The organism is Nesterenkonia sandarakina (assembly GCF_013410215.1).
Lineage (GTDB): Bacteria > Actinomycetota > Actinomycetes > Actinomycetales > Micrococcaceae > Nesterenkonia > Nesterenkonia sandarakina.
The window spans coordinates 597,881-616,270 of sequence record NZ_JACCFQ010000001.1 but is presented as its reverse complement, the minus strand read 5'-3'; the positions used below and the strand labels follow the sequence as shown (position 1 = coordinate 616,270).

The following is an 18,390-nucleotide window of genomic DNA, read 5'->3' as shown; positions in this document are numbered from 1 at the left end:
TCAGCCGATGCCGGTGCCGCGGCGGCGCCGATTCACCGAGAACAGCAGGAAGCCGACCAGCAGCGCGAATCCCAGCGGGAAGCCCCACAGGGCGAGGCCGTAGAACACAGGATGCGGATCGGCCTGCATGAAGTACAGGCTCAGGATCACCAGCAGCGCGATCCCGGAGAGTGCGGTGATCACCACTCCTGACCACAGCAGCGCCTGACCGGGGCGGGAAGTGCGGCGCCGATCCGAGCCGTGAACGGCGGTCGTGGTTGGGGACATGTCCCGATTCTAGCGCGCGGGCCTGTGAGTCCGGGGCCGAAGTTCGGGCTCAGGCGTGGACGGCGGTACTCTAGAGGCCTTGATCATCAGCATCCGTCTACAGCGATTCATGAGGTAAGAACACCGTGCCAACCGGGAAAGTGAAGTGGTTCGACGCCGAGAAGGGCTTCGGATTCCTGACTTCAGATGACGGCCAGGAAGTGTTCCTGCACTCTTCGGCCCTGCCGGCGGGAGTGCCCAGCGTCAAAGCAGGCGCTCGCATGGAATACGGGATCGCCGACGGCAGACGGGGCAAGCAGGCGCTTTCCGTGCGCCTGCTCGAGGAGGCCCCCTCCGTGGCCCGTGCTACGCGCAAGCCCGCCGATGAGATGGCGGAGCTGGTCCAGGACCTGGTGAACGTCTTGGACAACTCCACCGGAGCGCTGCGCAACGGGCACTACCCGCAGACCGCGCAGTCGAAGAAGATCGCCGCCATGCTGCGTCGCGTGGCCGATGAGTTTGATGCCTGATGAGTGAACAGTCCAGCCCTGAGCAGTCCGGCTCGGGGTCGACCGATGCGCCCGCCACGCCTGCACCCGCAGAGCCGGTGGCGCGCAAGCGGCGCCCCGGGAAGCCGAAGGTGGACCCGGTGCTCTCGGCGGCCGTGGAGCTTGCCCATGAGGCGCTCCACGAGATCGCCGCCCCCGAACAGGTGGGGGACCACCTCGGGGTCAGCGCAGAGGAGGATCGGCTGCTCACGCACCGCTTCGCCGCGGACAAGCCCGGATACCGGGGCTGGGAATGGTTCGTCACCGTGGCCCGAGCGCCTCGCGCCAAGAAGGTCACGGTCTGCGAGATCGGTCTGCTGCCTGGGGATCAGGCGCTGATCGCGCCCCCATGGGTCCCGTGGCTGGAGCGGATGAACGACGAGGAGAAGCAGGCCCACCAGGCTGAGCAGGCCGACTCCGAACGGAGCTGATCCGGCCTCAACCGGGCGCGGACCCGCTCCAGCCTGAACCGGGCGCGGACCCGCTCCGGCCTCAACCGGACGCGGAGCTGATCCAGCGCTGGCTGAGCGCGGAGCTGCTCCATTCCGGCCCTGGGCTGCTCGAGCCCGATCCGGTCCTGGAGCAGCCCAGGCGCCCGGCCCCGTTGGCTCAGTGCCCCAGCACGTGGTCGATGCAGTTCAGCAGGGCGGTGATGTCCTCGGGCTCGATGGCCGTGAAGGTCGCGATGCGCAGCTGATTGCGCCCGAGCTTGCGGTAAGGCTCGACGTCGACGATCCCGTTGGCGCGCAGCGTCTGAGCCAGCTCTGCGGCATCGACCTCCTCGGCGAAGTCCACCGTGGTGATCACGTTCGAGCGCTCCGCCGGATCGGTCACGAAGGGCTGGGCCAGGTCATGGGCTTCGGCCCAGGCGTAGACCCGACCCGCAGAGTCTGCGGTGCGCGCCGCGGCGAAGTCCATGCCGCCGTTGCCGTTGAGCCAGCGGACCTGTTCGTTCAGTGTGATCAGGGTGGCCAGCGCCGGAGTGTTATAGGTCTGGTTCTTGCGTGAGTTCTCGATGGCCGTGGTCAGCTGCAGGAAGTCCGGCACCCAGCGCTGCGCGGCGAGCTTCTCCGCCCGCTGAAGGGCCGCCGGCGACATCATGGCCAGCCACAGTCCGCCGTCCGAGGCGAAGTTCTTCTGCGGACCGAAGTAATAGGCATCGGTCTCGGTGACGTCCACCGCCAGGCCTCCGGCGGCAGAGGTCCCGTCGACGAGCAGCAGCGCGCCGTCGTCAGCTCCGGCGACTCGCCTGACCGGCGCCGCCACTCCGGTGGAGGTCTCGTTATGCGGCCAGGCGTAGGCGTCCACACCCGCCTCGGCCGAGGGCGCGGGCAGGGTGCCGGCCTCGGAGGTCAGGATGCTGGAGGCCTCGAGGAAGGGAGCCTTGTCGGTGGCCTTGGCGAACTTGGAGCCGAACTCGCCGAAGGAGAGGTGCTGGGCCTTGCGCTCGACCAGGCAGAAGGACGCGATGTCCCAGAAGGCGGTGGATCCTCCCACGCCGAGGATCAGCTCGTAGCCCTCCGGGGCGCCGAAGAAGCTGTGCAGGCCCTCGCGCAGCTCGCCGACCAGGTTCTTCACCGGGGCCTGACGGTGCGAGGTGCCCAGCAGCTCACGGCCTGCGGCGGAGAGCGCCTCGACCTGTGCCGAGCGCACCTTGGAGGGCCCGGCGCCGAAGCGACCGTCCTGGGGCAGCAGCTCGCGGGGGATGGTGACGCGCTGGGACATGGTGACTCCTCGATCGGGTGAGGCGGTGCGCTCACGGGGTTCTTGGACAGTCGCATCGGTCAGCGTCGTTGCCGAGGGGTTCCGGTGCGGAACTATGCTGTACAGCAGCTGCTTCCACCAGGACGAACAGCGCCGAAGCTCACGTTATCAAGTGCGCGGCGCAGGAGAGTGAGTCATACGTGACCGATCTGATCGACACCACTGAGATGTACCTGCGCACCATCCTCGACCTCGAGGAAGAGGGCATCGTGCCGCTGCGTGCCCGCATCGCTGAACGTCTCGAGCATTCCGGTCCGACGGTGTCCCAGACCGTGGCTCGTATGGAGCGCGACGGCCTGCTGGTGCTCACCTCGGACCGTCGGCTGGAGTTCACCGATTCCGGGCGCGAGCTGGCCGTGCAGGTGATGCGCAAGCATCGTCTCGCGGAGCGGCTGCTCTCAGATGTGATCGGGCTGGAGTGGCAGTACATCCATGAGGAGGCCTGCCGCTGGGAGCATGTGATGAGCGAGCGGGTGGAGCGCCGACTGGTGGAGATCCTGCAGTCTCCGGTGGAATCCCCCTACGGCAACCCGATCCCGGGTCTGGACCAGCTCGGAGTGGTCTTCGACGAGGAGCCTCCGGTGCCGACCAAGATCACGCTGCGCCAGGCCGCCGAAGCGGACCCGGCGGGCAGCAGCTCCCAGCTCTGGATCCTCAAGCGGCTCGCGGAGTCCATCCAGATGGAGCCTGAAGTCCTGGAGCAGCTGCTCGAGGCCGGCCTGCGCCCCGGCGGCGCCGTGCGGCTGCGTGGCGTGAACCAGGCCTACGTGATGCTCCAAGTCGTCCTCGGATCCGAGGAGGACGTGGAGGTGGAGCTGCCGCTGGAGGTCGCTCAGCACCTCTTCGTGGAGCACGCCGCCGCCTCCTGAGGCGACTCCGGGGGCGCCCGCACCGCGCAATGTCACGGTGAGATGACGCACATGGTCACAGATCTCGTAGTATCCGTGATCCGTTCGATACCTTGCGTGATCTGCCTAGAAATCGCTCTGACATGCGGTTTTAGTCTGTCTAACAGTGTCTGCTGGCTGCTGACGGGCACCGTGAAGCAGGAGAATCGCGGAGATCTCTGCGCAGACCGTGACCTGAGCGTGACAATTTTATCGATCTGTTATAACGTCTTACTCGTGCTTGCGGCCGATGTCCGAAGTCGCAGCCCCTCTGGTCAGATCTTCTCCTGCCGCTGACCGGAGCCGTTCCACGAAAACTACCGCACGGCAGGGTGTGGGGCATCGCGGTCGATCAGGACCTGAAGAACGTGAGCTTCCCGGCTCGCACTTCACGTAGGCGGCCCCACAACTACAGGGAGAGGTTTCCAGAGAAGTGACAGACATGACTTTCGTCTCGCGCCGTGACCGGCGCCGCCAGGCCAAGCCGTCATTGGCACAGGCCGTGGCATCCAACGCCGGCACCGTCGGACGAGGCGCGGCAGTCGCCGTCGCCGCCTCCGGCCTCGTGATCTCCTCGGGAGTTGCCGCGAACGCCGGCACCGACATCGAGACCCCCGAGGTCACCACCCTGGACGTGACCGCGTCCGGTCTCAGCGTGGAGCGCGCCAGCACCACCTCCTCGGTGGCAGTGACCGCCGCGCAGGACGTGCAGCTCTCCTTCGACCGTCCCGTGGTGACCTCTACCCCGGCTCCCGAGCCGGAGCCCGCACCGGAGCCCGCTCCCGTGGTGGAAGAGGTCCAGACCGCTCCCGCCGCACCGCAGGCAGAGCCGGAAGCTCCCGTGCAGCAGGCCGCAGAGGCGCCCCAGCAGGAGGCCGTGCAGGCCAGCGCCCCCGCGCAGCCCCAGCAGCAGAGCACCAGCCAGCAGCAGAGCACCGGCCAGCAGCAGAGCACCGGTCAGCAGCAGAGCACCGGTCAGCAGCAGAACACCGGCCAGCAGACTCAGCAGGCCGAGACCAGCCAGCAGTCCCAGGGCAACACCCAGGTCGCCTCCACCTCCTCTTCGCAGGATCAGGCTCCGGCCTCCTCCGGCGGCGGCAACGGCTCGGTGGTGGGCGCAGCCTACGCCGGCCTCGGCAACCCCTACTCCTTCGGCGGCACCACTCCCGCCGGCTGGGACTGCTCCGGGTTCATCAACTGGGCCTACGGCCAGGCCGGCATCGACGTGCCCCGCAGCACTTACGCCATGATGGGCTCGCTGCGCCAGGTCTCCTCGCCCTCCCCGGGCGACATCGTCATCCAGAACGGTGGCAGCCACGCCGCGATCTACGTGGGCAACGGCCAGCTGATCGGCGCGAACAACCCCCGCGTCGGCACCGTGCAGTACCCGCTGAACTCTCCGTACTGGTCCAACACCATGTACCTCAGCGTCAACTGATGCTTCTTCCGCCTCGGCGGTAAGAGACACCTCGGCCGCAGGGCGCGATCCATCACCGGGATCGTGCCCTGCGGCTTTTGTGTCGCCAGATGCGATGTCATCAAGTGGGCATCATCGAGCGCACCGTCTATATTGAGCCTGTACAGGCAGAGCAGAACGCTGTGGAACCCTGTGAGGACCGCGCCGAGAAGCGCCCTGAGGCGCATGCATCGGCAGCTCGACGAGCAGGGGTGAACGCACGGGAGCCCCGATATGCGCACACTGGTGCTCAACGCAGGCTATGAGCCGCTGAGCGTGGTCACCTCACGCCGCGCCGCCGTGCTGGTGATGCACGGCAAGGCCAGCGTGCTCGCTGAGGACCTCACTCCGATCGCCACGCCCACGGCGATGGTCCCGCGCCCGGCGGTGATCCTGCTCCATCACTACGTCAGGGTCGCACGACGGCGCCCGGCCGCCCCCTCGCGACGCAGCATCCTGCGCCGCGACGGCCGCACGTGCACCTATTGCCAGCGCCCCGCCGCCACCGTGGACCATGTGATTCCGCGGGCCCGCGGAGGCGACTCCAGCTGGGAGAACCTGGTGGCCTGCTGCGGAGCCTGCAATGCGCGCAAAGGCAGCAAGACCCTCGACGAGCTCGGCTGGATGTTGAGCATCACGCCGGCGGCGCCGCTGCACCATGTCTGGATGCCGGTGGAGCTCGAGGCGCCGCGCGAGGTCTGGATGCCCTTCCTGGCCCATCGTGCAACGCACTGACCCCCCGTCCGGAACCGGGCGCCCCCGCGCGTCCTCGGTCTCTGCGATCCTGCTCGCCGGAGGGAGGGGAAGCCGCCTGGGAGGAGTGGAGAAGTCGCTGCTGCGCAGCGACGGGCAGTCTCAGATCCAGCGCTGGCTCCAGGCGTTGGAGAGCCGCGGCATCGGCACCGTCGTGGTGGGCCCGGCGTCGCTGCGAGGGGTGATCGGCGCCGCGGTCCCGCTGGTCCAAGAGCAGCCCGCCTACTCCGGACCAGCTGCCGCCGTCCTCTCTGGTGCTGGTGAACTGCGACGCAGCGGCCTCGCTCCCGGTCCCGACGTCGACCCTGCCGACCTGCCCGGCTGGACCCTGCTGCTCGCCGTGGACCTCACCGAACCCGCCGCGCTGCTGGACTGGCTGCTGCACCAGCTCCCACCGCTCCCGCAGGTGCCCGATGACGATCCGGGTCCAGAGTCGGTCGCGGTGCTCCCCTGTGACGCCACCGGACGCCGGCAGTATCTCAGCGCGGCGGTCCCCACAGGCTGGCTGCTGCGCCGGGTGGAGCAGCTGACCCCGGCCCAGGCCGAGAACCAGCCGCTGCGCTGGCTGCTCCACGGGCTTCAGGAGGCAGCCCGGCTGCGGCAGCCCGTGATCCCGGACGGACTTTGCACAGATGTGGACACCCTTGCGGACGCCCAGCGACTCGGCATCCGGCTGCCCTGACCAGTCCGGCTGCCCTGACCAGTCCAGCTGCCCCGACCAACCCGACTGTGAGACTCTTGAGCCAGTCAATGAAGGAGCCGAGATGACCGCTGAATCGACCCACCCGCACGAGCCCATCGAGCTCTGGGTCAAGGAACTCGCCCATCATCTTGAGGTGGACGGGATCGAGATCGACATCGATGCGGTCCTGGCACTCGCCGGACAGGCCGCGCACACCGTGGTCCGTCCCGCGGCGCCGGTGACCACCTACCTCATCGGCTACGTCGCCGGGCTTGCCGAGGCCACTGGGCAGGCCGACTTCCAGACGGCTTCACGCGCCGCCTCCCGGGTGGCCGCAGAGCTGCTTGAGCGCCGGTCCGGAGCCGTGGGCTGATCGATGCCTGCCCTGTGATGCTGACCCTGACCCAGGCCCGGGACCGGGCCGCTGCCGCCGAATCCCTGTCTCCGGTGCGCGTGAGCCTCCAGGACGGGATCGGCGGTGTGCTGCACAGCCCGGTCCGGGCCCTGCAGGACATCCCGCATGTCTCGACCTCCGCGATGGACGGCTGGGCGCTGACCGCCGAGCCCCTGGCGCGCACCGAAGCAGACCGGGGCTGGGCGCTGCGAGCCGGCATCGCGCACAGCCCTGCCGTCCGGCAGTCCCCGCTGCACCCCGGAGAGGCCACGGCGGTGCTCACCGGTTCCCCGCTGCCCCAGGGCACACATTCGGTGCTGCGTGCCGAGCACGGCATCACCGAGGGGCAACAGCTGCAGGCCCTGAGCACCAGCCCCGACACCGCGCCCGGGCGCAACGTGCGCCTGGCGGGGGAGGAGTGCCGTGCCCAGGACCTGCTGGTCCCGGCCGGCGCGATGCTGACCCCGGCGCGCGCCGCCGTCGCCGCGGTGGCCGGCCACGATCACGTCACGGTGATCCCGCGACCAGAGGTGCAGCTGGTGCTCACCGGTGAGGAGGTGACCACCACCGGCATCCCCGCCCCCGGACAGGTGCGCGACGTCTTCGGCCTGGCGCTGCCGCAGATGCTCACCCAGATGGGCGCCGCCTCGGTGGACGCGCAGCGGCTGGGCGATGACCCCCAGGTGCTGGCAGCCACGCTGGCCGAGGTCGCGCAGGCCGGGCGCGCCGACCTGATCATCACCAGCGGCGGCACCGCCCATTCCCGCGCCGACGCGCTGCGACCAGCCCTGGAGATGCTCGGCGCGAGCCTGGTGGTGGACTCGGTGGACATGCGCCCGGGTCATCCGGTGCTGCTGGCACAGCTCCCGCGCCGGAAGGGACCGTTGTACCTGCTGGGGCTGCCCGGAAATCCGCTGGCAGGATTCTCAGGCTTGACCGCGCTGGGTGTGCCGCTGCTGCGCGCGCTGCGCGGGATCGATGCTCAAGCACGCACCCGGGTGCTCTCTGCCACCGCGGCCGAACCGCTGCCCGGTGCGCGCCGCGGGGTCCGGCTGCTGCCGGTGCGGCGCTGCCCGGAAGGGATGCGCCCGGCCGGTCACAGTCGGCCACATATGATGCGCGGCCTCGCGGACGCCGATGCGCTGGCGATCGTCCCTCCCCGCGGGGTGGCCGCAGGGGAACCGGTGGAGTGTCTCCCGGTCCCCGGACAGCACGCCCAGGAGTCGATATGGGACGGCTGACCCAACGTCGCCGGGTGCTGACCCTGCGCGCCGACGGGACCCGCAGCAAGGGTGATCTGCTCGCCGTGGAAGAGCCCTTGGAGCTGCGCCTGGCGGGGGAGTCCTTCACCGTGACCATGCGCACCCCGGGTCACGACTTCGAGCTCGTCGCCGGGTTCCTGGTGGCCGAGGGCATCATCAGCGCCCAGGAGCACCTGCGCAGCCTGCGCTACTGCGCCGGGACCGACGAGCAGGGCAATCAGACCTATAACGTGATCGACGCCGAACTGGATCCGGCGCTGCCGCCGACCTCGCTGCTGCGCACTCGCAACGTGCTGACCACCTCGGCCTGCGGGATCTGCGGAACCACCTCCATCGACGCGGTGGAGAAGACCCTGCCCGCGCACCCCACGGACACGCTGCGGATGCACCCGCAGACGCTGCTGCAGCTTCCGGAGCGGATGCGCGAGTCCCAGACGCTGTTCTCCAAGACCGGCGGTGTCCACGCCGCAGGCCTCTTCGACGCCGCCGGCGAGCTGCTGTGCCTGCGCGAAGACGTGGGACGGCACAATGCGGTGGACAAGGTGGTCGGCTGGGCGCTGACCCAGGGGCGGCTCCCGCTGGCCGGAACGGTGCTCCAGGTCTCGGGACGGGCCTCCTTCGAGCTGGTGCAGAAGGCCGCCCTGGCGGGGATCGAGATGCTCAGCGCGGTGGGGGCGCCGTCGTCGTTGGCGGTGGACCTGGCCGAACGCTCCGGACTGAGCCTTGCCGGATTCTCCCGAGGCCGATCCATCAATCTCTACACCCACTTCCAGCGCATCGAGAGGGAGGACGAGGACTCATGACCAAGGTGCGTGATGAATCAGTCCGCGGCCACGCCGCGCAGTTCCAGGACATCGACGAGGACTCGCTGCAGGTGAGCGAGCCCAAGACCCACGCGGCCGGGCTCAAGGCGGTGGAGGTCTCCTTCGCCCGCGGCATGGCCCAGGGCGGGCTCTCCCGCACCGTGCGGTCGATGTACCGGGTCAATCAGTCCCAGGGCGTGGACTGCCCCGGGTGCGCCTGGCCCGAGCCCACCGAGACCAAGCGCAAGCCGGTGGAGTTCTGCGAGAACGGTGCGAAGGCGCTCGCGGAGGAGTCCACCACCCGGATCGTGACCCCGCAGTGGTGGGCCGAACATCCCATCGCCGAGCTGGAGACCAAGACCGAGTACTGGCTGGGCCAGTCCGGGAGGATCACCCACCCCATGATGATCCGGGCCGGGGAGACCCACTACCGACCGATCAGCTGGACCGAGGCCTTCGAGACCATCGGAGAGCACGTCCGGGCCACGACGCCGGAGCGGTGCATGTTCTACACCTCCGGGCGCACGGCGAACGAGACCGCGTTCCTCTACCAGCTGCTGGCGCGCTCGCTGGGCACCAACAACCTGCCGGACTGTTCGAACATGTGCCACGAGTCCTCCGGGACCGCGCTGAACCCGACCATCGGCATCGGCAAGGGCACCGTCTCGCTGAAGGACATCGAGCACTCCGAGCTGATCTTCGTGGTCGGTCAGAACCCCGGCACCAACCACCCCCGGATGCTCGGGTCCCTGGCCGAGGCCAGGAAGAACGGCGGCAAGGTGGTCTCGGTCAACCCGCTGCCCGAGGCAGGGCTGCTGCGGTTCAAGGACCCGCAGACCGCCAAGGGCATGCTCGGGGACGGGGAACGGATCAGCGACGAGTTCCTCCAGATCAAGGTCGGCGGAGACCAGGCCCTGTTCCAGGCCCTGGGCCACCTGCTGCTGCGCAAGGAGCAGGAGCACCCCGGCTCCGTGGTCGACCGGGAGTTCGTGGAGTCCAAGACCAGGGGCTTCGCCGAATACGCCCAGGTTCGCGCCACCCTGGACTGGACCGAGATCGAGCGGGCCACCGGCCTGCAGCGCGAAGAGATCGAACACATCGCCGATCTGATGGCGGCCTCGAAGGCGACGATCTTCTGCTGGGCGCTGGGACTGACCCAGCAGCCGCACTCGGTGGACACCATCAAGGAGATCGTCAACCTGCTGCTGCTCCAGGGCAACTTCGGCAAGCCCGGGGCCGGAGCCTGTCCGGTGCGCGGGCACTCCAACGTCCAGGGAGACCGGACCTTCGGGATCTGGGAGAAGCCCACCGAACCCTTCCTGGCCAGGCTCGACGCCGAGTTCGGCATCCGCTCCCCGCGAGCCCACGGCTACGACTCCACCCACGGGATGTCCGCCATGGACGCCGGAGACGTCGACGTCTTCGTCTCCATGGGGGGAAACCTCGCGGCCGCGAACTCCGACACCGCGGTGATGGAGGCCGGGCTGAAGCGCACCGGCCTGACGGTGCACATCTCCACCAAGCCCAACCGCTCGCACGTGGTCCACGGGGAGACCTCCATCATCCTGCCCACGCTGGGACGCTCCGACCGCGACGACAAGCACCCCGGCGGCGCCCAGTTCCTCTCCGTGGAGAACTCGATGTCGGTGGTCAGCTCCACACGGGGGCGACTGGAGCCGGTCTCGGACCACCTGCTCGCGGAGCCGGTCATCATCGCCCGCATGGCGCAGGCGATCTTCGGGCCCGACCACGTGGTGGACTGGCAGTCGATGGCGGAGGACTACGACGTCATCCGTGACCACGCCTCCCGCGTGGTGGAGGGCACCGAGGACTTCAACCGCCGGATCCGGGGCAAGCTGGGATTCGTGCTGCCCAACCCGCCCCGGGATCACCGCTCCTTTGCCACCGCGGACGGCCGAGCCGGGTTCACGGTGCGCGCCCTGGAGTACCTCACCCCGCCCCCGGGGCACCTGGTACTGCAGACCATGCGCTCCCACGATCAGTACAACACCACCTTCTACGGGCTCGATGACCGTTACCGGGGGATCTCAGGGGGCCGCCGGGTGATCCTGATCCATCCGGAGGACCTGGCCGAGACCGGCTTCGAGGACCGGGCGCTGGTCGACGTGATCTCGGTGTTCCAGGGCGAGGAGCGCCGCGCGCAGCGCTTCCACCTGGTGGCCTACCCCACGGCGCGCGGCTGCGTGGCGGCCTACTACCCGGAGGCCAACGCGCTGACCCACCGGAATCTGGTCGCTCGGGAATCCAACACCCCGGGGTTCAAGGCGATGATGGTCCGGTTCCAGGCCCACAACGGGATCCCGGCAGAGGAGAGCTAAGCCGGGAGGGTGTGCCAACGCCGGGGCTTCACGGCCACAGTGGGCATATGATGATGCTCCCGAGACCAGTAGTGACCCCAGCCGATTATTAGCGTAGGCTGACGGAGTACTACACGGGCTTCTACACTTATGCGGTCGTCCAGTAGACACCGCTCTCGACCGGCCAGGTTGGTTGCGGCACATGCATCGTGAGATCGATGCGTAGCAAGAGCAAGTATATTAAGGAAACATCATGGCCACTGGCACAGTTAAATGGTTCAACGCTGAAAAGGGCTACGGCTTCATCGCCCCCGAAGACGGTTCAGACGATGTCTTCGTGCACTTCAGCGCGATCACCACTTCCGGCTTCCGTTCCCTCGAGGAGAACCAGAAGGTTGAGTTCGAGACCGCCCGCGGCCCCAAGGGTCTCCAGGCTGAGAACGTCAACCCGCTCTGAACTCCACTGAGTTCGCCGAGGATGGCTTCTTAGCCGTCTGACGCTGAGCACCTCGGGTTCGATGAACAGAACCTCATAGAGACCGACCCCTGGACTCGCAGCTGCGAGTCCAGGGGTCGGTCTTTTTTTCTGGGTTTATCCCCCTTCCGACCCGGGCTGATCGCTACGACCGAGGTCATACCGCCGCAGGCCTTGTCCGGAGGTGCCTGCAGGTCTACGCTTCAGCTTTGTGAATCAGCCCCTGCCCGCTGATCAGCGGGCGATGCTGCGCCGGGTCAGACCGGTCCAGCTCATCTTCCTCGGCTTCCTCCTGGTCACCGCTGCCGGAACCGGACTGCTGCTGCTCCCCGCCGCCACGGCCCCGGGAGGGCAGACCGACTTCATCCACGCGCTGTTCACCGCCACCTCCGCCCTGTGCGTCACCGGCCTCACCGTGGTGGACACCGGATCCCACTTCTCCGTGTTCGGTCAGGTGGTGATCCTGGTGCTCATCCAGCTCGGCGGCTTCGGGGTGATGACCTTCGCCACCGTGGTAGGCCTGATGGTGCTGGGCCGGCTCTCGCTGCGCTCGAAGCTGCTGGCCGCGACCGAGGCCAAGAGCCTGGGCCTGGCAGACCTGCGCTCCCTGATCCTGGGAATCATCAAGATCTCGCTGGTCATCGAGGCGGTGCTCGCGGTGATCCTCTCCCTGCGGCTCCACCTGGGCTACGACATGAGCCTCGGGGACGCGATCTGGCACGGCAGCTTCCACGCCGTCTCGGCCTTCAACAACGCCGGCTTCGCGCTCTACAGCGACTCCATGATGGGCTTCGTCGGGGACCCGGTGATCGGCCTGCCGCTGTGTGCCGCGATCATCCTCGGCGGACTGGGCTTCCCCGTGATCATGCAGCTGCGCCGACGGTTCCGGACACCGCGGCTGTGGTCCATGCATACCCGGATCGTGGTCTGGGCCACCAGCGTGCTGCTGGTGCTGGGCACGGGGATGATCCTGGCGCTGGAGTGGTCGAACCCGGCGACGCTGGGACCGATGTCCTGGCCAGAGAAGCTGCTGGCCAGCTTCTTCCAGTCGGTCCAGACCCGCACCGCCGGCTTCAACAGCGTGGACATCTCTGCCATGAAGCCGACCACCTGGCTGGGGATGGACGTGCTGATGTTCATCGGCGGCGCCCCTGCCGGCACGGCCGGCGGGATCAAGGTCACCACCGTCGCGGTGCTGCTGTTCATCGTCTTCACCGAGCTGCGCGGAGACGCCGCGGTGAACATCTTCGGCAAACGGCTCTCCCGGGCGGTGCACCGGCAGGCCATCGCCGTCGTGCTGCTGGCGGGGAGCCTCGTGGTCGTGGTCACCGGGGCGCTGATGCACCTCAGCGGCCTGCCCCTGGATCAGGTGCTCTTCGAGACCGTCTCGGCGTTCTCCACCGTGGGGCTCTCCACCGGGATCACCGCGGAGCTTCCGATGCTGGGCCAGCTGATGCTGGTCCTGCTGATGTTCATCGGGCGGGTCGGCCCGATCACCTTCGCCTCGGCACTGGCGCTGCGCGAGCGCCGAACCCTCTATGAACTCCCCAAGGAAAGGCCGATCATTGGCTAGTTTCAAGCTCTTCGGAGGAACCAACCCCGGCGACGTCGCAGGGCCGGACTCGGTCGCGGTGATCGGACTGGGCCGGTTTGGCCGCGCCCTGGCCCTGGAGCTGATGTCCCACGGCACCGATGTGCTCGGCATCGACCAGGACGAGTCGGTGGTGCAGTCGCTGAACGGGCGCCTGACCCACGTCGCGGTGGCCGATGTCACCAGCGAGGAGGCGCTGCGCCAACTCGCGGTGGACGAGTTCGACCACGTGGTCATCGCCATCGCCTCGAACTTGGAGGCCAGCATCCTGGTCACCTCACTGATGCTGCAGTTCAACATCCCCGAGCTCTGGGCGAAGGCGGTCAGCGAGCCGCACCGGGCGATCCTTCAGCAGCTCGGCGTGCGCCATATCGTCTTCCCGGAGCAGGACATGGGGCGCCGGGTGGCGCATATGGTGCGCGGGAGTCTGCAGGACTACATCCTGATCGACGAGGACTATGCCCTGGCCAAGACCACACCGCACCAGGAGATTCTGGGGCGCGAGCTGGGCGCCCTCGACGTCCGGCGGCGCCACGGGGTCACGATCACCGCGGTCAAGCACGCCGGCAGGGGATGGGAGCCGGCCACCGCGCAGACCGTGCTGGCCGCCGACGACATCATCCTGGTCTCCGGGCCGGCCAAGAAGACCGAGGGGTTCAGGCGGCTTCGATAGGCGACTATGCGCTGAGTCACATGTCCATGGCAGACTTCAACCATGACCTCGCTCTTCACCTCGCCCGGATCATCGCTCCGCCCCGACCCCGGTCTGGCGCACCGCCGGGCCCAGGCCACGCTCACCGTCACCGGTGAGGACGGGTCGCCTCTGGCGGAGCAGGATGTGCTGGTGCGCCAGCGGGACCACGCCTTCGGGTTCGGCTGCATCGGGTTCGAGCTCATCGACTGGATCAACGGGAGATCCCAGGACGAGACCGGCGACGCCGAGCTCGCGCGGCGCTGGACGGCCCTGTTCAACAAGGCCACCCTGCCGTTCTACTGGGGCCGGTTCGAGGCGGTCCGCGGCGAGCCGAAGACCGCCGAGCTGCGTGCCGCCGCGCAGTGGTTCAAGGACCGCGGCGTGGGCGTCAAAGGCCACCCGCTGCTGTGGCACACGCTGACCGCGCCGTGGCTGATGGACCTGGGGGCCGAGCAGATCGACCAGGCGCTCCGCGAGCGGATCCGCCGCGAGGTGGCGGACTTCAGCACAGTAATCGACACCTGGGATGCGATCAACGAGGCCGTGATCATGCCGGTGTTCACCGCCGAGCCCAATGCGGTCACAACGCTCGCCCGGCAGAAGGGGCGGGTCGCGATGCTGCGGCTGGCCTTCGAGGAGGCGCGAGCGGCGAACCCCGAGGCCACCCTGCTGCTGAACGACTTCGACATGTCCACCGGCTACGAGTGTCTGATCGAGGCGGCGCTGGAGGCAGGGGTGGAGATCGACCGGCTGGGTCTGCAGTCCCATATGCACCAGGGCGCCTGGGGTGAGGAGAAGACCCACGACGTGCTGGAGCGGTTCTCGCGCTTCAACATCCCGATCCACTTCACCGAGACCACGATCCTCTCCGGCACCCCGGTGCCCGAGCACATCTCCGACCTCAACGACTGGCAGGTCTCAGCCGCGCAGTGGCCCTCCACCGAGGAGGGGGAAGCGCGCCAGGCCGAGGAGATCCAGGCCCACTACCGACGGCTCTTCGCGCACCCGGCCGTAGAGTCCCTGACCTATTGGGGTCTGCCGGACAAGGACATGTGGCTCAACGCCCCCGGCGGTCTGCTCCGCCGCGACGGCAGCCCCAAGCCCGCCTACGACCGGCTCCATGAGCTGATCAAAGGCGAATGGTGGACCCCGGAGACCCCGCTGCGCACCGACGAGGCCGGCCGGGTCAGCCTGGAGGGCTTCCTCGGCGGCTATGAGCTCGAGGTCGACGGCGCGGTGGCCAGCTTCGAGCTTCAGGCCCCGGGCGCGAGTCACCTGGAGCTGCGTGTGCCGCAGCGCTCAGCGGCGGTCACCGGCATCCGGTAGGCACCGCCAGCCGGTGACCGCCGCCGGACGGTGATCACCCCTGACGGCGCTGCCTCTGACGGTGCCGCCGCTGGCAGTGCCCTCAGCCGACGCTCCGCCGGGTCAGTTCCGCAGCGCCGGGTAGTCGGTGTAGCCGCGCTCTCCGCCGACGTAGAAGGTCGAGGGATCGGGCTCGTTCTCCTCGAGTCCGAGCTCCCAGCGGCGAGCCAGATCCGGGTTGGCGATCGCCGAGCGGCCCACGCCCACAGCCTCGGAGAGGTTCTGTTCGAGGAGCCGGAGCGCCTCCTCGCGGGTGGTCTGCACGCCGAAGCCTGAGTTGGCGATCAGCGGGGCGCCGGAGACGGAACGGATCAGCTGCACGATCTCGCTGGCCGGGTCTGCGTTGAGCACATCGATGTGGCTGAGTCCCAGGGGTGCGAAACCTTCCGCCATGGCGCGGTAGGTGGCCATCGCGTCGTCGTGGTCCTCCTCCATGGCCCCCTGGATGTTGTGCTGCGGGGAGAGCCGGATGCCGGTGCGGTCAGCGCCGATCGCCGCGGAGACCGAGGCCGCGACCTCCACCGAGAGCCGCGCCCGGTTCTGCGGGGAGCCGCCGTAGCCGTCGGTGCGGGTGTTCGACCCTGGGGCGGTGAACTCATGGAGCAGGTAGCCGTTGGCGCCGTGGAGCTGCACGCCGTCGAAGCCCGCCTCGATCGCGTTGCGCGAGGCCTCGGTGAAATCGGTGATGGTCTGTGCGACCTCCTCGGCGCTCAGCGCATGCGGCACCGGGTGGGGCGCCTTGCCCTCAGGGGTGCGGATCTCACCGGGGGCGGCGAGCGCGCTGGGTGCCACGACGCGGCCGGTGCCGGAGATCAGCTCATGGCCGATCCGCCCGCCGTGCATGATCTGGGCGATGATCTTCCCGCCCGCGGCGTGCACCGAATCGGTGACCCTGCGCCAGCCGGCGACCTGCTCGGGCGTCTGCAGTCCGGGCTGACCGATCCAGGTGCGTCCCTCCATCACCGGGAAGGTGCCCTCAGTGACGATCAGCCTCAGCGAGGCGCGCTGGGTGTAGTACTGAACCATCAGCTCATTGGGCACCCCGTCCTCGCCGGCGCGGATCCGGGTCAGCGGGGCCATCACCAGCCGGTTGCGGATCTCGATGGCTCCCAGAGAGAGCGGGGAGAAGAGCGTGTCCTGCACCTGGCTGGTCTCAGCGGCAGTGGTCATGGAGAAGGTCCTTTCATCCGTGGTGGTCCGCGCGCCCCCGGTGAAGGAGGCGCCCGGTCCGTTCTGCACAGACCAACCGTCACCGGGCGGCTTCGATTCCTGATCCGGGCGAAGGTCACAGTCCCGGGTGGATATCGTGGAGCGATGGATGTCTTCGCAGCCAGTGCTGCCCCGTCGATCCCGCCGCTGCAGACGGTGACCAGGCTCCAGTCGGCGCTGAGCGAGGCCGGGATCGAGAGTGTGGTCGGTGGATCCTGGCTGCTGGCAAGCCTGGGGCTCATCCAGACGGTCCAGGACTGGGACTTGGTGATCGATTCAGAGGCGGGGGTCCAGGGCGGGCGCTGGGTCGACCCGGTGCCCGCCGTGGAGCAGGTGCTGGCGGCGATGGGGCTGCGGCACCTGCGCCGGGAGCGGTCCGGGATCTTCCGCACCAGCGCCGCCCTGCAGGTCGATGCCGGGGACCACAGCATCGACGTGCTGGTCGGCTTCGCGCTGGAGTCGCAGGGTCGCGTGGTGAGCATTCCGGCCAGGCCCGGGCATATGTGGCAGGGCCTGAGGATGGCGCGTCCGGAGGAATGGCTGGCGGCCTACCGGCTGATGGGACGAGCCGAGCGGGCCGAGGCGCTGCAGCGCCACCTCGGGCGCTGAGTCGAGGTAGGTGCATCTCCCGCACCCTCAGGACATGAGGGAGGGCCGGTCACCAGGACCGGCCCTCTCGTGAGACCTGCAGCAGCGCATCTGACCCCAGGCTGCTGCGCGGCTCAGCCTCGAGTCGTGTAGTCGGTGTGGTCGTCTACGACTTCCTGCTGGTAGTTCTTGATCAGCCGCAGCTCGCGTTCGATTCTCTGATTCGACTCTTCCAGCGACCGAAGCTTATGCAGGACCTCATCCTGGAAATTGGTCTCGGACATGTCGCTCTCCTCCAGTTAGCCCCGGTCCTGAGCGGGCCGGCTAGGTCTACTGTAGATGTGTTCTGCCACACTGCACCCGGTTCGGCGTCTTTTGATGCTGAACTCGGCCAGGCAATGCGGTGGCTGAGGCAGGCATGGTCCCCCCGGCAGGATTCGAACCTGCGACACCCGCTTTAGGAGAGCGGTGCTCTATCCCCTGAGCTACGGAGGGTTGACCGGTGGAGACCACCGTATGCCGTGAGTCCTGCGCGGCACCGGACCATCCTACCTGGGGCGCGTCCCGCCCGGAGCTGGCCTGCGGGCTAGCGCCGTTCCACGCCCTGTCGGATCAGGCTCATCACCACTGAACCGAGCACCACGACCCCCAGGATCATCAGCAGCGCCCAACTGGTGACGGTGAAGACCGAGGAGACGGCGACCAGTCCGGGATCCAGCGGCTCCATCGTGAGGATCCGGTCGATCAGGAAGTTCTCGGTGATGTCCACCGCGGCGAAGAGCACCGCCCCGCTGAGCACGATCCAGCGGATCACTCCGCGCTTCATCACCAGCCCCACCACGGCCCAGCTCGCGAGCAGGAAGGAGAGCGGGAAGAGGATGCCGGCGGTGCGGTGCAGGAAGCTGAGCTGCCCGGTGCCGTCGGCGTCCATGCCATTGCGCAGCCTCTCGATGTCCTCCACCGAGTAGCCCAGCAGTCGGCTGTCCGGCATGGAGAAGCCGCCGGCGAAATAATTCATCTGCGGCAGCGCATAGAGGTGCAGGTAGGCGAAGAGGAAGGCCATCAGGCCCAGCAGCGCGTAGAGCAGCAGGTGCGGATTGGAATCCGTGCCCGCCCCGGCCCGCTGGCTCGCCTCGCTGAGGTAGCCCGGGCGCACGTCGTCGCGCCGCTGCGGCGTCGTGGAGATGTCGCGGCCCTCCCGGCGGGCCTGCCGAAACGCCCGGAGCCCGCCGGCAGCACCCGGGCTTCCCGAGGCTTCTGGCTGCGTGGGCTCGCGCGCGGGGTTGCCCCGCACCTTCTTGCGCCGCTTGGACATGACCCTCCTGGATAGATCCGCGTGCTCTTAGTCTGGCAGA

General features: G+C 68.4%; 20 protein-coding genes and 1 tRNA gene. 15 read left to right on the top strand and 6 right to left on the bottom strand.

All coding sequences use genetic code 11. The features are described from left to right. Complete coding sequence (locus HNR11_RS02915) at window positions 1-267, bottom strand: hypothetical protein (RefSeq protein ID WP_179441059.1); 267 nt, start codon at window positions 265-267, stop codon at window positions 1-3. Window positions 268-392: 125 nt separating this feature from the next. Between HNR11_RS02915 and HNR11_RS02910 the strand changes: the two genes are divergently transcribed. Next, the gene (locus tag HNR11_RS02910; protein ID WP_058887633.1) at window positions 393-776 is read left to right on the top strand and encodes a cold-shock protein; all 384 of its coding nucleotides are present in this window, start codon (window positions 393-395) and stop codon (window positions 774-776) included. Then, window positions 776-1,225, top strand: coding sequence for a DUF3027 domain-containing protein (locus HNR11_RS02905; RefSeq protein WP_179441058.1), 450 nt, complete (start codon window positions 776-778; stop codon window positions 1,223-1,225). Before HNR11_RS02910 ends, HNR11_RS02905 begins: the two co-directional genes overlap by 1 nt. A 178-nt stretch (window positions 1,226-1,403) precedes the next feature. Here the strand turns inward: HNR11_RS02905 and serC are convergent, their stop codons facing one another. Next, the gene (serC, locus tag HNR11_RS02900; protein WP_179441057.1) at window positions 1,404-2,519 is read right to left on the bottom strand and encodes a phosphoserine transaminase; all 1,116 of its coding nucleotides are present in this window, start codon (window positions 2,517-2,519) and stop codon (window positions 1,404-1,406) included. Between the two features lie 179 nt (window positions 2,520-2,698). Here serC and HNR11_RS02895 point away from each other — a divergent pair, with 179 nt between their 5' ends. The 12 genes from HNR11_RS02895 (at window position 2,699) to HNR11_RS02840 (ending at window position 15,199) form a co-directional block, all read left to right on the top strand. After that, window positions 2,699-3,427, top strand: a complete 729-nt coding sequence (locus tag HNR11_RS02895; protein ID WP_179441056.1) for an iron-dependent transcriptional repressor DtxR — start codon at window positions 2,699-2,701, stop codon at window positions 3,425-3,427. A 460-nt stretch (window positions 3,428-3,887) separates the two neighbouring features. Continuing rightward, complete coding sequence (locus tag HNR11_RS02890) at window positions 3,888-4,883, top strand: C40 family peptidase (protein WP_179441055.1); 996 nt, start codon at window positions 3,888-3,890, stop codon at window positions 4,881-4,883. A 252-nt stretch (window positions 4,884-5,135) separates the two neighbouring features. Further along, window positions 5,136-5,636 (top strand): HNH endonuclease, encoded by a 501-nt coding sequence (locus HNR11_RS02885; protein WP_179441054.1) that lies wholly within the window; start codon window positions 5,136-5,138, stop codon window positions 5,634-5,636. Further along, window positions 5,623-6,336 (top strand): NTP transferase domain-containing protein, encoded by a 714-nt coding sequence (gene mobA, locus HNR11_RS02880; protein ID WP_179441053.1) that lies wholly within the window; start codon window positions 5,623-5,625, stop codon window positions 6,334-6,336. The genes HNR11_RS02885 and mobA overlap by 14 nt, the downstream gene beginning before the upstream one ends. An 82-nt stretch (window positions 6,337-6,418) precedes the next feature. Beyond that, complete coding sequence (locus tag HNR11_RS02875) at window positions 6,419-6,709, top strand: DUF6457 domain-containing protein (RefSeq protein WP_179441052.1); 291 nt, start codon at window positions 6,419-6,421, stop codon at window positions 6,707-6,709. A 17-nt stretch (window positions 6,710-6,726) separates the two neighbouring features. Beyond that, window positions 6,727-7,971 (top strand): molybdopterin molybdotransferase MoeA, encoded by a 1,245-nt coding sequence (locus tag HNR11_RS02870; protein ID WP_179441051.1) that lies wholly within the window; start codon window positions 6,727-6,729, stop codon window positions 7,969-7,971. Next, entirely contained in the window at window positions 7,959-8,795 is an 837-nt protein-coding gene (fdhD, locus tag HNR11_RS02865) for a formate dehydrogenase accessory sulfurtransferase FdhD (protein ID WP_179441050.1), read from the top strand. The genes HNR11_RS02870 and fdhD overlap by 13 nt, the downstream gene beginning before the upstream one ends. Further along, window positions 8,792-11,134: an FdhF/YdeP family oxidoreductase gene (locus tag HNR11_RS02860; protein WP_179441049.1), complete on the top strand. Its 2,343-nt coding sequence runs from the start codon at window positions 8,792-8,794 to the stop codon at window positions 11,132-11,134. The genes fdhD and HNR11_RS02860 overlap by 4 nt, the downstream gene beginning before the upstream one ends. Window positions 11,135-11,366: 232 nt before the next feature. Further along, complete coding sequence (locus tag HNR11_RS02855) at window positions 11,367-11,570, top strand: cold-shock protein (protein WP_036473143.1); 204 nt, start codon at window positions 11,367-11,369, stop codon at window positions 11,568-11,570. A gap of 262 nt (window positions 11,571-11,832) precedes the next feature. Next, the gene (locus HNR11_RS02850) at window positions 11,833-13,161 is read left to right on the top strand and encodes a TrkH family potassium uptake protein (RefSeq protein ID WP_179442823.1); all 1,329 of its coding nucleotides are present in this window, start codon (window positions 11,833-11,835) and stop codon (window positions 13,159-13,161) included. Then, window positions 13,154-13,852, top strand: a complete 699-nt coding sequence (locus HNR11_RS02845) for a potassium channel family protein (RefSeq protein ID WP_246310296.1) — start codon at window positions 13,154-13,156, stop codon at window positions 13,850-13,852. The genes HNR11_RS02850 and HNR11_RS02845 overlap by 8 nt, the downstream gene beginning before the upstream one ends. Before the next feature lie 42 nt (window positions 13,853-13,894). Further along, a complete protein-coding gene (locus HNR11_RS02840; protein WP_179441047.1) occupies window positions 13,895-15,199 on the top strand; it encodes an endo-1,4-beta-xylanase in 1,305 nt (434 codons plus the stop codon). 102 nt (window positions 15,200-15,301) lie between these two features. Here the strand turns inward: HNR11_RS02840 and HNR11_RS02835 are convergent, their stop codons facing one another. Continuing rightward, the gene (locus HNR11_RS02835; RefSeq protein ID WP_179441046.1) at window positions 15,302-16,408 is read right to left on the bottom strand and encodes an alkene reductase; all 1,107 of its coding nucleotides are present in this window, start codon (window positions 16,406-16,408) and stop codon (window positions 15,302-15,304) included. Window positions 16,409-16,552: 144 nt separating this feature from the next. Here HNR11_RS02835 and HNR11_RS02830 point away from each other — a divergent pair, with 144 nt between their 5' ends. Further along, window positions 16,553-17,056: a hypothetical protein gene (locus tag HNR11_RS02830; protein WP_179441045.1), complete on the top strand. Its 504-nt coding sequence runs from the start codon at window positions 16,553-16,555 to the stop codon at window positions 17,054-17,056. Window positions 17,057-17,169: 113 nt separating this feature from the next. Here the strand turns inward: HNR11_RS02830 and HNR11_RS02825 are convergent, their stop codons facing one another. The 3 genes from HNR11_RS02825 to HNR11_RS02815 all read right to left on the bottom strand — a co-directional run bounded on the left by HNR11_RS02825 (window position 17,170) and on the right by HNR11_RS02815 (window position 18,350). Beyond that, on the bottom strand, window positions 17,170-17,319 hold the full coding sequence (locus HNR11_RS02825) for a hypothetical protein (RefSeq protein WP_179441044.1): 150 nt from the start codon (window positions 17,317-17,319) through the stop codon (window positions 17,170-17,172). A 135-nt stretch (window positions 17,320-17,454) separates the two neighbouring features. Beyond that, window positions 17,455-17,530, bottom strand: a tRNA-Arg gene (locus HNR11_RS02820). Window positions 17,531-17,621: 91 nt separating this feature from the next. Beyond that, the gene (locus HNR11_RS02815; RefSeq protein WP_179441043.1) at window positions 17,622-18,350 is read right to left on the bottom strand and encodes a hypothetical protein; all 729 of its coding nucleotides are present in this window, start codon (window positions 18,348-18,350) and stop codon (window positions 17,622-17,624) included. Window positions 18,351-18,390: the final 40 nt, after the last annotated feature.

Coding starts and splice junctions, on each gene's coding strand:
- HNR11_RS02885 (WP_179441054.1), top strand. CDS start 5,136: ATGCGCACACTGGTGCTCAACGCAGGCTATGAGCCGCTGAGCGTGGTC.
- HNR11_RS02915 (WP_179441059.1), bottom strand. CDS start 267: ATGTCCCCAACCACGACCGCCGTTCACGGCTCGGATCGGCGCCGCACT.
- HNR11_RS02890 (WP_179441055.1), top strand. CDS start 3,888: ATGACTTTCGTCTCGCGCCGTGACCGGCGCCGCCAGGCCAAGCCGTCA.
- HNR11_RS02855 (WP_036473143.1), top strand. CDS start 11,367: ATGGCCACTGGCACAGTTAAATGGTTCAACGCTGAAAAGGGCTACGGC.
- HNR11_RS02835 (WP_179441046.1), bottom strand. CDS start 16,408: ATGACCACTGCCGCTGAGACCAGCCAGGTGCAGGACACGCTCTTCTCC.
- HNR11_RS02905 (WP_179441058.1), top strand. CDS start 776: ATGAGTGAACAGTCCAGCCCTGAGCAGTCCGGCTCGGGGTCGACCGAT.
- HNR11_RS02830 (WP_179441045.1), top strand. CDS start 16,553: ATGGATGTCTTCGCAGCCAGTGCTGCCCCGTCGATCCCGCCGCTGCAG.
- HNR11_RS02875 (WP_179441052.1), top strand. CDS start 6,419: ATGACCGCTGAATCGACCCACCCGCACGAGCCCATCGAGCTCTGGGTC.
- fdhD (WP_179441050.1), top strand. CDS start 7,959: ATGGGACGGCTGACCCAACGTCGCCGGGTGCTGACCCTGCGCGCCGAC.
- HNR11_RS02860 (WP_179441049.1), top strand. CDS start 8,792: ATGACCAAGGTGCGTGATGAATCAGTCCGCGGCCACGCCGCGCAGTTC.
- HNR11_RS02825 (WP_179441044.1), bottom strand. CDS start 17,319: ATGTCCGAGACCAATTTCCAGGATGAGGTCCTGCATAAGCTTCGGTCG.
- HNR11_RS02840 (WP_179441047.1), top strand. CDS start 13,895: ATGACCTCGCTCTTCACCTCGCCCGGATCATCGCTCCGCCCCGACCCC.
- HNR11_RS02850 (WP_179442823.1), top strand. CDS start 11,833: ATGCTGCGCCGGGTCAGACCGGTCCAGCTCATCTTCCTCGGCTTCCTC.
- HNR11_RS02870 (WP_179441051.1), top strand. CDS start 6,727: ATGCTGACCCTGACCCAGGCCCGGGACCGGGCCGCTGCCGCCGAATCC.
- HNR11_RS02815 (WP_179441043.1), bottom strand. CDS start 18,350: ATGTCCAAGCGGCGCAAGAAGGTGCGGGGCAACCCCGCGCGCGAGCCC.
- serC (WP_179441057.1), bottom strand. CDS start 2,519: ATGTCCCAGCGCGTCACCATCCCCCGCGAGCTGCTGCCCCAGGACGGT.